We start from the raw sequence: 12,491 nt of genomic DNA, 5'->3' as shown, positions 1-12,491 counted from the left end.
CTGTCTAACAGATAGGTTGTATGTAGGAGAAAATTAAGGCCGAATTTTACTGAAATAGCAGATTAGTTACCAGAGAAAGCCCCTTTTCTTATGAGAATAAATTCATTTCACGTTAAAGAGCTCGTTTTTCTGCTGATTTCAGTGTCTCTGTTTTTAGCTATCTACCTATTTAACGAGGGTCATCGGACCCAAGTTGAGGCGATTCAGAAAACCGGCGTACTTCGGGTGGTCACTCGCAACACACCGACGACCTACTATCAAGACAACAACGGTAAAGCCGCGGGCTTTGAATATGAGCTGTTAAAATCTTTTGCCGATTACCTCGGGGTAGAGCTCAAACTGATCATTCCCGATAGTTTCGGTGAGATCTTTACACTGGTCAAAGACCATAGTGCACATATTGGCGCGGCCGGACTCACCATTACAGAAGAGCGGCAACAGCTGTTCCGTTTCTCGCCACCCTACGCCTATTCAACACCGACACTGATCTACCGCGAAACACAGGGTAAAAAAGCACCGAAAACCTTTGCCGACCTCGAAAACAAAGATATCAAACTCATTGCCAACAGCAGCCATGCAGAACTGTTTCGTGAGTTAAAAAAGACTCACCCTTTGCTAATCTGGCAAGAAACGTCCACCAGCAGCGTCACCGAACTGCTTGAAGATGTTTATGAGCAGGAGATCGACTACACCGTTAGCGATGATTTTGTGTTCGACTCGCAGAAATCCTATTTCCCCGGTTTAAAGAAATCACTAGCGCTGAGCCAGCCTAAACCCGTTGCTTGGATATTGGTGAAGCAGAATGATCAAAGCCTACAACGCGCCATCAAACGTTTCTTTGAGCTACCTGAAACGCAAGACCTGCTGGTAACCTTAAAGAAGAAATACCTCGCTCGCCAAACCCGTCTTGGTTATGTCGATATTCAAACCTTTCGCCGTGATCTAGAAAAACGCTTCTGCAAATTGGAACAGTATTTTATGCTGGCAGAGCAGGAAACCGATATTGATTGGCGCTTACTCGCCTCAATCGCCTATCAAGAATCCCATTGGAACCCCGAAGCAGTTTCACCCACGGGGGTCAAAGGCATCATGATGCTGACCCGAGACGCTGCCAAAGAGGTCGGTGTCACCGACCGAACCGACCCAATACAGAGTGTGATGGGCGGCGCCCACTACCTACAAAAGGTGATGCGGAAGATACCAGATAGGATTCAGGGAAAAGAGCGCATCTGGTTTGCTCTAGCCTCCTATAATATCGGCTATGGTCACCTTGAAGACGCCCGCGTGCTCACCGCCCGTGCCGGCAGAGACCCCGATAAATGGAGCGATGTAAAAGAGTTTTTACCCCTGCTGACACAGCGAAAACATTTTTCAACGGTACGCTACGGCTATGCACGCGGTTATGAACCCGTGCGGTATGTGAAAAATATTCGTAACTACTATGATCTACTGGATTGGGAATTACAGAAAGCACGTATTGAAGCGGCGACCCCTACTCCTCCTGACGAGAATGAGGATGTCATCCTGACTCCCGGTGAAATGCTAAATAAAGGTGTCGAAGCGGCACAGGATATTATTGACTCTATCCCCGTCACCCTTTGACTAAACTACGGAGTATTTTCACCCAGGAAAAAGCGATTTTTTAGCGAAAGTCGCAGCAGATCTCCACATATACAAAAAAGCACTTTACAATGACGAACTAAATTATCTGTGGGTGAGTCTGGTTCAATGTTGCGACGCGTGCTTTTTCTCTCTGTATCCGGACTCAGTCTGTGTATGCCCTTTACTGCTTTCGGTGAACCCGAAGATCCACTTAGTTACTACTCGAGCACCTCTAACATAACTGACGATCAATCTCTTACTATTATCAAAGAGAAAACCACATCGCCCACCGCTACAACACCCTCGGTCGAACTGAGTGCTCAACCCGTTGATAACGGGGATCAACCTGAAGTCGGTGGCAAATCTACCGCCGATACCTCTGCTCCCCAAATCAGCAGCCCCTCAACCGATAACACTACGCAACCACAAGCTGACCTAGAGCAGCCCATAGTAAAAGAAGTAGAGGCGGAAGCGGAAATAGAAGTAGAAACGCAAGAGGAAGACACACCTCACCCAGAGATCGTGACTATCTGTGATGAGATTGGCAATAAACTCGGCAGCGTCTCCAGCAGCGACTGTCTCGACGCGGCCTTCGATAAACCGCGTTTCTACTCAAACAAACACCGCCCTCTGCTGGAAAAACATTTCTATGCCAGCCCAGAATTAGTCAACGCCCCCCGTATTCTCTTTTTAGGTGGTATCCACGGGGACGAATATTCAAGCGTCAGCCTGTCATTCAAATGGTTAAAGATTCTCGAACAAAGTCATAACGGTGTTTACGATTGGCACTTCATGCCCCTAACGAACCCTGACGGACTATTGCAAAAAAAATCAACTCGGGTCAATGCCAACAATGTTGACCTGAACCGCAATTTCATTCCCTCCGAAACGTCCATCAACCCGATTAAGCACTGGCAAACCTACGCCAAAAAACGTGCCCGCTACTACCCTGGCACTAAGCCTCTTAGCGAACCAGAAACCCAGGCGATTCACAAACTAATCCATGAATTCAAGCCTGACATTATCGTTTCGGTTCATGCGCCCCATGGGATTCTTGATTATGACGGCGGCATCACACCGCCGCAAAAGCTGGGGCCGCTACGTCTAAGACAATTAGGCACCTACCCCGGCTCATTGGGTAATTACGGCTGGTTTGTAAAGCAAACTCCAGTGATGACGATTGAATTGAAACACGCCGGTATTATGCCCAGCAAAAGTGATATTAATCTCATGTGGACCGATTTGATCCACTGGATCAAACTACGAACCGAAGGGGATGGCACCCTGATCGCACGAAAAACCAGCGACCAGTAAAGCCAGCAATGATAACGCTTCCACTACCGCCGCCTAAGATTCAGGCGGCACCGCCTCTTTCTCCACTAACTTTCGCCGCTAGCTTTTGCGCTTTCTTTTCTGCGCGGCGGCGGCGAAAAAACTGACTGATCACTTCGCTACACTGCTCCGCCATCACGCCTCCCGTCGCGACCGGCCAGTGATTCAGCCAAGGTTGCTCAAATAACTGACTATTACTCACAACGGCCCCCGCTTTTGGCTCAACCGCACCAAATACCAGTCGTTTAATGCGAGCATGAACAATCGCCCCTGCACACATAGTACAGGGTTCAATGGTGACATAGAGTGTGGCATCCGCCAGCCGGTAATTACCCATGTTTGCCGCCGCATCACGCAGGGCCATCATTTCAGCATGGGCGGTTGGATCATGACCCGAAATCGGTTGATTCCACCCCTCGCCAATGATCTGCCCGTCCAACACGACGATGGCACCCACCGGCACCTCATTAAGCGCCGCGGCTTGTTCAGCTAATGCCAAAGCACGAGTCATCCAGTGTAAATCTTGATTTTCATTCATGCAGGGAATATAGCAAATAGAAAGGCTAAAGATGAGTGTTATCGCGCCTTTCACTATTAATTACCGTAGGACTTAGCATCACTCAATAGAGATGAAACACACCGTTGCGACTCGACCTTTCCATAATGCTTGCACACTCCTTGCATTTTTTTGGCCTAGACTGTTTTTCAAATTGGGTTCGGCCATTGAAAACCGACCACTTATGACCATTAAATCCGCTTATTGGAGTCATTCTTATGAAACATCTACCCATCATGGCCACCGCGCTGGGTTTACTTTTATCAACAGCAGCCATGTCAGCTCCCGAGCGCCGTGGTCCGCCAAAAGAAGCTATCGAAGCCTGTGCCTCAGCCACGAAAGGCGATAGCTGTAGCTTTAGCGGTCGCCGGGGAGAAACGCTGCAAGGCATCTGCGATAGTCAAGATGACGACAAACTAGCCTGCGCACCTGAAAACCCACCCGCACGTAACTGATCTATTTCGCCACCCTCCGGTAAATTTAGATTCATTAGCAAACGAAAAAAAGCCCCAGATATTCATCAGTATGGGGCTTTTTTTGTCTATCGGATAGGCCTTCTGCACCGCTGCTCACTAACTTATACAATGATGCAGCAACACCCCGATGACTATTTTACTAAAGCTTATCTAGCGCAGTCGGCGTTTTCGATGGCCCTTGCCAACGCACTACGAGATCATCAAGGATAAGATAAAGACTCGGCACCAGCAGGAGAGAGATCAGCGTCGCAAACAAAATACCGTACCCCAACGAGATCGCCATCGGAACCATAATCTTTGCCTGCACACTGGTCTCAAAGATCATCGGCGCCAACCCACCAAAGGTGGTTAACGTTGTCAGCAAGATGGGGCGAAAACGTCGCGTACCGGCCGCCATAATCGCCTGCAAGGCACCAGCGCCCTCAAGGCGTTTTCGGTTAGCGTAATCAATCAACACGAGACTATCGTTCACCACCACCCCAGATAGCGCAATAATCCCCATTAAACTCACTACACTTAGGCTAAAGCCCATCAATAGATGACCCAATAAGGCCCCCACCGCCCCAAAGGGGATAGCGACCATCACCAAGATGGGCTGGGTGTAACTGCGGAACGGGATCGCCAGCATCGCATAGATAATCACCAAAGCGGCTAATGCGCTATTACGCAGACTCGTGACACTTTCACTGGTATCGGCTTGTTTACCCTGAAAGCTATAACTCAGTCCTGGGTAAAGCTGCAACAGCTCGGGCATCACCTGACTGCGCACCGTGGCCACCACCTGATTAGTTTGATCAATCGGTTCGATATTAGCGGTCACACTAACCGTACGTCGCGCGTTACGCCGCTCAATACTGGTATAGGCGCGGCCATGTTCGAGCCGGGCGACATCGATCAATGGCACCCAAGCACCCGCGGGGGTTTGCACCCTAAATTGCTCGATATCATACACACTGATCCGTTCTGATTCAGGCAAACGCACTTTCACCTTAATCTCATTACGCCCCCGCTGTTGCCGCAGCGCCTCCGCGCCAGAAAAGGCGTTACGCACCTGACGACCCACATCATCAGCCGTTAGCCCCAAGCTGCGCCCTTCCGGTAGGATCGTAAAATCCAGTTGTTCTTTACCGGCAGAGAAGCCATCTTTGATATCCTTCACCAACGGCAATTCAGCGAGCTTATCCGCCAATGCTGCACTGGCTTCATCCAACAGATCGATATCGTTATGGCTCAACTCTACGGTCAGCGCGGCCCCACGACCCGGCCCACCTAAATCAGACTCAAAGCGGATAGACTCAGCCTCTGGCAAGGCACCGACTTCCGCCCGCCAACGACGCGTTACCTCGCCCGTTTCAATCGGCCGAACCCCTTCATCCGTGAGTGTCAGGCGGATACTACTGACGTTCTCCGAAATATTGGCATCGATACTTTCCAACAGTTGATCACGACCAACATCATCGGCCACCCGTTCAATGGCGGCCACCAGCTGCGCCTCAACTTTTTCGACTTTCTCCATCGGAGACCCGTAGGGCAAGGTTGCGGTCACTATTGCCTGGTCGGATTCCACCCGCGGCATCAGCGTGAACCCCATGCGTCCACTGAAAGCATAACCGAGTACCACACTCAATATGGCAATACCCAATGCCACGGTCAGATAACGATTATGTAAGCTAATAACCAAGAGCGGTTTATAGCGACGTTCGATAAAGCGATTTAACCAAGCCGCAACCGCTTGCTGTTTATGGTGCAACCAGAGCACCACGGGGTTGCGATAGCCTGACTTCGAGTGCCCAAGGTGGGCCGGCAGGATTAACAGCGCCTCCACCCATGAGATCAGAAAGACCGCCGACACCACCAAGGGAATCACCTGAAACATCTTCCCCATGGTGCCGGGGACAAAATAGAGCGGCATAAAGGCCACTAGGTTAGTCAGAATACTGAACGCGATCGGCGTTGATACCTCGCGAGCCCCTTTAATGGCAGCTTCGAGGAACCCCATCCCCTGTTGACGGTGCTCATAGATATTTTCACCGGCGATAATCGCGTCATCCACCACAATACCGAGGGCGACGATAAAGGCGAACATAGAGATCATGTTCAACGACACATCCATCACCGGTAAAAAGAGGAAAGCCCCTAGAAAGCTGGTTGGTATGCCTAACGTCACCCAGAACGCCAGTTTAAAATCGAGAAATAGCCCTAACAGCACCAGCACCAAGAGCAAACCGTAAAAAGCGTTTTTCAATAAGAGATCGAGGCGCTGTTGGTATACTTCAGACATATCATGATCGATATCTAACGAAACACCCAGTGGTAATTCAGGGGTGATATCGGCAACCACTGCCCGCGTGGCCGTAGCAACCTGAGCGGGGGTTTGATCCCCGACCCGATAAACCTGTAATACAATGCTAGTGTTACCATTAAAGGTTTGTGAACTGTCGTCATCCTCAAAACCATCTTTAACCGTCGCGATCTGATCCAGCGTCAGATAACCGCCATTCTCTGTTGTCACAATCGGAATTTGGGCAAACTCTGATGCCCAATCACGGCGCTGCTTCACCCGCAAAAGAATCTCGCCACCGCTGGTTTCTATACTCCCCCCGGGTAATTCAACCGTGCTGTTATCAATTGTGGTCGCGATATCATTGAGCGTTAAGTTGTAACGACGCAACATCTCCTGATCGACTTCTACCTGAATCTCATAATCCCGGTCACCACGCATATCCAGCTGCGTAATATCCGGCTGTAGTAGTAATCGTTCACGCACCGTTTCTGCCACTTCCCGCAAAGTCCAATCACTTACCGGACCGGAAACAGACAGCCCCAATACTTCACGCTGTCGGCTAGCCAGTGACACCTGTGGCTCTTCGGCATCTTCAGGCAGGGTTGTTATGGCATCAACCTCCTGCTGAATATCCTGATAGACCCGCATCGGTTCGGCATCGGCACTGAGCTCGGCACTGATGGAAGCGCTACCTTCAGAGGCCGTCGCGGTGATCTCCTCGATCCCCTCCACCCCACGAATAGCCTCTTCGATGGCAAGCACGATACCCTGTTCAACCTCTTCTGGGCTGGCTCCGGAATATTCAACAGAGATATCCACCTGATCGAGGGTAAAGTCAGGAAACACCTCTTCCTTAATCGACCAGGAGGTAAATAAGCCACCGAACAGCAGGATTAACATCATCAAGTTAGGCGTGACCCGGTTATGAGTCATCCAAGCAATGGGGCCACGCAACTGACTTGCTCGACTATCCGAGAGACTCATACCCCAGGCTCCTGCTTAGGCGCGTTAGCACTCTCCCGAACAGGTTTATCTCTCGAGGCTGCTTCGTCGGCCTGCTCCCGCAATGCCATCCCCGCGACCGGCGTACTAAAATCAATAGTGATCACTTTATCATCAGGACCAACACCCCTGCTGATAAATACCTGCTCGGCCGCACGATAGGCAACCTCGACGGGGCGTATCTCTAGGGTATTATCTGGCGTCATAATCCACACATTATCGCCATCGCGCAACAGGTTACGAGGCAGGTTCACGACCTCTGTCATCGGTTTCCCCGCGATACGCACCCGAATATAATCGTTCACCATGATCGGCGGTAAACCGGCATTCTCAGCGCGCAACCCTAGTGGATCATCCAGTTCTATTAATAACCGAGCCATACGGCTGTCACTATCCAGTGCGGGAATTAAACGTAACACCCGCCCCAAACGTTTATGGTTTGCATCCCAGCTAGCCTGATAGAGCTCAACCCTCGCCCCGCTCTCGCCTTGATGAGTAGGGATCATCATATGGCTAAGATCACTCACAGGAACACTCACCTCAACCCAAAAAGTATCCACATTGATCAAGGTTAGCAGCTCGGTACTATTCGTCACTCGGGTACCCAGATCCACGTTGCGAGACAGTACCATGCCATCAAATGGCGCAGTTACTCGACTACGCTGTACATCAAGACTCGCCTGATCACGCTCAGCTTTGGCACTCGCTAAAGTGGCCCGTGCGCTAGCCAATTGAGGTTGACGCAGCACTAAGGCTTTATCGGCAGCCTCAAGGTGGCGGCCTAATAATTCATATTCCCGTTTAGCCACCGCTTGCTGGCCTAACTCCTCTTGCAACGCCGCTTGCGCCTCGGCAACCGAAGCCTGTTGCTTACGTAGGCTCAGTTGATAATCGGCATCATCGATACGCAATATCTCTTCACCCGCTTTAAACTGCCCCCCGGGCATCAATTGATCGCTGACCGCAACCACCATGCCCTCAACCTGTGGATAAAGCACACTCTCATGGGCCGCGATCACCTGCCCCATCGCGGCATAGGTTGGAATCTCAGTCGCAGGCGAAAATCTTTGTGTAGTCACCAATCGAACCTCCACCGGCGGTTTTGCCATACTCGCCTTCGGGCCGCTATCGATCAACATCATACTCACGATAACGCCAACAAGGATGACCACCACGGGCAATAACCAGCGGAGTAAACGTCCTTTTCCTGTCTCTGTTTGAGCAGCGCTATCTGCTACTCGGTTCTCTGTCATCTGGCTCATAAGGATGCAATCTCAATCATGGAGGGGACGGCTGTTGTCTCGAGGGAATCGGCTAACCAACCACCCGCCAAAGCACGGTGCAAGGCGATGCGATAAGTCAGCAGTGTTCGACGTGCGGTTAATTGATCCCGCTGCAGCGCTTGATGGGTACGTAACGCATCGAGCACATCAAGATAATCGGCCACCCCTTTGGTGTAATTGTAACGCGTGCGTTCAACCACCTCGGCGGTCAGAGCGAGCTGACGATCGAGGCTTTGCAAGCGTAAACGCTGCTGTTGTTCCCTGACCAAGGCATCTTCTACTTCGGTAAGGGCGCTAATAACCGTGCTACTGTAATCATGTAATGCGGCGCGGGCCGCCGCATTCGTGCGATCCACTTCAGCAACTCGTTGGCCGCCATCAAACACAGGGCCAAGCAGCTCACCCGCGATAACGCTGACCCAATCACTAAATAAGCCACTTAACCCACCCGCCGTGCTGGTTAACGAAGCACTGAGGGTCAGACTGGGAAACCGGTCGGCCACGGCGATCGCAATATCCGCTTCTGCCGCCTTTAATTCATGGAACGCCTGGCGCACATCTGGTCGATGCTGAACCAGCTCCGCTGGCAGCCCCGTATCCGGCAGTGATGGCAAATCAATCAGATCGCCTTCCGCGAAATAAATACCCGGTGCGGTCGGTGATTGCCCCAGTAGCGCACTGAGCTGATGCTCAAGGGCCGCCTGCTCAGCGCGGGCATTCGCCAACAAAGCATCAGAGGATTCAATCAATTGCCGCTGCTGTAAGACATCGGTGGCCTGTACCATGCCACGATCAAAACGCAGCTCGATGAGCTCTAACATCTGTCGGTTGGTTTGCTGCTGCTCGTTCAGCAGTTTGATCTGTCCGCTTTGTTCGATCAGCTCATACCAGGTATCAGCCACCTCGGCGGTCAACGTAATCGCCGCGGCATCTAGCGCTTCACGACTGGCTAACCAAGACTGCCGAGCGGACTCGCTAGCGGCTTGCAGTCCACCCCAGAGGTCAAGTTCATAACTTGCCGCTAAGCTGCCGCTATAGCTGTTGTCACCCTCGGTACTCGTATTAGACACCCCAGCCTGAAGCTGTGGATAAAGCGACGCACCACTCTTACGTGCTAACGCTTCAGCCTGCGCCAAACGCGCCTGTGTCGCCAAGAGATCGGGGTTCGCCGCCAGTGCTGTTTGTTCTAACGATTGCAGTTGGAGATCGGGGAAGGCCTCCCACCAATGGGAGACCAGAGGCGCTGTGCCCGTGTGAGAAAATTGCCCCGCCGGTGCCTCAATGCTAGCCGGCTCTGAGGCCAAAGGGGTACAGCCCACCAGCGGCAGTAATGCCATCAGCACCACAGCTTTGTAGCGGCCTAATCGGGCAATGGCTCGATGATGATTCTCTTGTGATTTCATGGTTATCCGCTTCTTATTGCTCAGGAGCAATAGAGACTCCACCTTGACATTGATAATGTTCATTAGAATGCAAAAGAAATAAGCAAAAAGTAAGGAAGATAGTTAGATGAGCTTTAAAATCTCACTAAACAATGACCCTTAACAGCTTGGATCATACTTATAGCCGACCCCATAGACCGACTGAATCACATCTTTCTCCGGTAACAGAATGGTCAGTTTACGGCGTAATTTTTTGATATGGCTGTCAATTGTCCGTTCACTGACGATACGTCGGTCCGCATAGATATGATCCATCAACTGATCACGGGAATAGATCCGTCCGGCGGACTGACTCAGTGTCTGCAGTAGATGGAATTCAACCGCCGTTAACTCCAGTGACTGATTACCCACCACCACCAGCAACTGATCTTCATGTAACTGCAACTGAGTATGTTCTGGCGCTGTTACTTGGTTAACCCGTCGCAGTACCGCTCTAACACGCGCAACGACTTCACGAGGGCTATAGGGTTTGCAAATATAGTCATCGGCACCGAGCTCCAATCCCAATAAACGATCAATTTCCTCTACTCGGGCCGTCACCATAATGATGGGCACATTGCTGAACGAACGTACCTGACGACAGATATCCAAGCCATCCGCCCCCGGCAACATTAAATCGAGTAATATCAAGTCGGGTTGATGCTGGCGAATCCAAGGGGTCGCGTCCAATCCATTATGAATCTGATGCACCGCAAAGCCACCCTGCTCCAAATAGCTCGCTAACAGACGCGCCAACTTTGCTTCGTCCTCAACCACCAAGATGGTTTCGTTCATACCGTTTCCTCCATGATCAATGGTAATTCAATAGTGAAACATAAGCCGCCGAGTGACGACAGTGCCACCGTTAATATACCCGTATGGGCCTCTGCAATATTTTGGCAGATCGCCAACCCTAAGCCTGTGCCGCCGGTTTTACGGTTACGGGATGAATCTGCGCGATACAGACGGTCAAACAACTTCGGTAACTCTGATGCTTGTACCGCAGGGGCGGAATCTTCCAAGGTTAAATAAACCCGTTTATCCCGTTGTGTCAGCGTCATTCTCGCGCAGCCATTGGCATCGGTGTAACGCAAGGTGTTCTGTAATAGGTTCGACAATAATTGATCTATTCGATCCGGATCGGCAAACACCACCGCTCTAATATCGTCAAGACCATGGGTTTCAACTCGAATCGATTTTTCTGTAAGCCCCGGTGAAAACCCCTCCAACGCATCCCGCGCCGCCGCCCCAAGATCTAGCGGCACTTTATGATAATCAAGTGCACCAATATCCGACATCGACAGCTCATAAAGATCGTTAATCAACCGAGACATCAACTGGGCTTCCTGATGCAGAGAGCCCAGAGCATTATCATCCAAGGTATACACCCCGTCGCGTAACGCATCGATCTCACCTAATAAGATCGACAGAGGGGTGCGCAGCTCGTGAGAGATATCGGCTACCCAGCGACGTCGTAGCGCTTCATTATTACTCAAGGTCAAAGCCAGCTCATTAAAATCTCGCGCTAACTGCCCCACCTCGTCATTACTTTGGTGTTCAATGCGCGCCGTATAGTCGCCGGAAGCTAAGCGCCGCGTCGCCAGGGTGAGATCTTTGATCGGTCCAACAAGGTGATGCGCCAATGGTAAGGCTACACCTACCGATAACAGCAGCATGACCAGCGCGATCATAAAATAAGCTTGATTCTGTTGTTCTGAGAACTGCAGATCATGCGCGGCTGAAAAAACGGTTTTATCCTTTACTAAGCCAAGGAACCCCACCGTGACCCCGTTATCGATGATAACCGGATACAGTACCAGTTCTGACAGAGGCTCATCAGCAGAGCCATAAATGACCTTCGACTGGGCATCCAATAACCGCATACGCAATTCCAATGGTTCAGGGACGCCCTCGGGTGGTTTTTGTGCCTGTTTCGGCGGCCAACCCTGATCAATAATATGTTGCGCCCGACGCTCTAAACGCTTACCGGTCAAAGGCATACCCACAACGGAAGTGACTAACTGCAACCATCTAACGGGTGAACTGGCCAACTTGTCCCAACCACCATCGGCAGTATAAACCGTGGCTAACTCGTCAACGAGGCTGTCGGTTATCTGCTGTTCTCGCTCATCGATATAACGAATGAAACCACGATCAAAAGACCACTGCACAAATAGAAACATGCCGCTCACCAGCACCAGCGCAATGAATAATTGAATAAAAAAGAGTCGTCGAGTAATGGTCATATTAGCTAATAATCAAACAGAGAGTGTCGCCTCTAGTATGCATTGAAATGGGCAAAAAAAAAGGACGACACCGGAAGAGCTATTGAATAGGTTAAATAGGTGAGTAAGAGAACTGGGGCTCTTAACTTCTCGACCTTAGTAACCCTAATATTGGCCAGTAGTGCTTCTCATTCCAAGCGCCAACATCGGGAATCTTTTCCCCCTTCGCAGGTCATAATGATATGAGGTCGCCGTAACGCGCGATTTATTCAGCGTCTTGCCTCAATGTTATCTCCCATAACAGACTCAA

9 protein-coding genes are annotated in these 12,491 nt (G+C 50.8%); 3 read left to right on the top strand and 6 right to left on the bottom strand.

Translation table 11 applies throughout. The features are described 5' to 3' along the window. The first annotated feature begins 90 nt into the window (after positions 1-90). The gene (gene mltF / locus EH243_RS13745) at positions 91-1,602 is read left to right on the top strand and encodes a membrane-bound lytic murein transglycosylase MltF (protein WP_126159250.1); all 1,512 of its coding nucleotides are present in this window, start codon (positions 91-93) and stop codon (positions 1,600-1,602) included. Positions 1,603-1,728: 126 nt separating this feature from the next. Next, on the top strand, positions 1,729-2,916 hold the full coding sequence (locus EH243_RS13740) for a M14 family zinc carboxypeptidase (protein ID WP_241235089.1): 1,188 nt from the start codon (positions 1,729-1,731) through the stop codon (positions 2,914-2,916). 40 nt (positions 2,917-2,956) lie between these two features. Here the strand turns inward: EH243_RS13740 and tadA are convergent, their stop codons facing one another. Further along, on the bottom strand, positions 2,957-3,445 hold the full coding sequence (gene tadA, locus EH243_RS13735) for a tRNA adenosine(34) deaminase TadA (protein ID WP_420897538.1): 489 nt from the start codon (positions 3,443-3,445) through the stop codon (positions 2,957-2,959). A gap of 263 nt (positions 3,446-3,708) precedes the next feature. Between tadA and EH243_RS13730 the strand changes: the two genes are divergently transcribed. Next, positions 3,709-3,945 (top strand): hypothetical protein, encoded by a 237-nt coding sequence (locus EH243_RS13730; RefSeq protein WP_126159249.1) that lies wholly within the window; start codon positions 3,709-3,711, stop codon positions 3,943-3,945. 160 nt (positions 3,946-4,105) lie between these two features. Here EH243_RS13730 and EH243_RS13725 read toward each other — a convergent pair whose 3' ends face one another. The 5 genes from EH243_RS13725 to EH243_RS13705 form a co-directional block, all read right to left on the bottom strand. Then, a complete protein-coding gene (locus EH243_RS13725) occupies positions 4,106-7,234 on the bottom strand; it encodes an efflux RND transporter permease subunit (RefSeq protein WP_126159248.1) in 3,129 nt (1,042 codons plus the stop codon). Then, positions 7,231-8,514, bottom strand: coding sequence for an efflux RND transporter periplasmic adaptor subunit (locus EH243_RS13720; protein WP_126159247.1), 1,284 nt, complete (start codon positions 8,512-8,514; stop codon positions 7,231-7,233). Before EH243_RS13720 ends, EH243_RS13725 begins: the two co-directional genes overlap by 4 nt. After that, positions 8,511-9,938 carry an efflux transporter outer membrane subunit gene (locus EH243_RS13715; protein ID WP_164549126.1) on the bottom strand — a complete coding sequence of 476 codons (1,428 nt, stop codon included), beginning with the start codon at positions 9,936-9,938 and terminating at the stop codon, positions 8,511-8,513. Before EH243_RS13715 ends, EH243_RS13720 begins: the two co-directional genes overlap by 4 nt. A 138-nt stretch (positions 9,939-10,076) precedes the next feature. After that, the gene (locus EH243_RS13710; protein WP_126159245.1) at positions 10,077-10,751 is read right to left on the bottom strand and encodes a response regulator; all 675 of its coding nucleotides are present in this window, start codon (positions 10,749-10,751) and stop codon (positions 10,077-10,079) included. Next, the gene (locus EH243_RS13705) at positions 10,748-12,202 is read right to left on the bottom strand and encodes an ATP-binding protein (protein ID WP_126159244.1); all 1,455 of its coding nucleotides are present in this window, start codon (positions 12,200-12,202) and stop codon (positions 10,748-10,750) included. The genes EH243_RS13710 and EH243_RS13705 overlap by 4 nt, the downstream gene beginning before the upstream one ends. Positions 12,203-12,491 lie beyond the last annotated feature (289 nt).

The organism is Amphritea opalescens (assembly GCF_003957515.1).
Lineage (GTDB): Bacteria > Pseudomonadota > Gammaproteobacteria > Pseudomonadales > Balneatricaceae > Amphritea > Amphritea opalescens.
The sequence above is the reverse complement of the archived record's forward strand: the minus strand, read 5'-3'. Positions and strand labels throughout refer to the sequence as shown.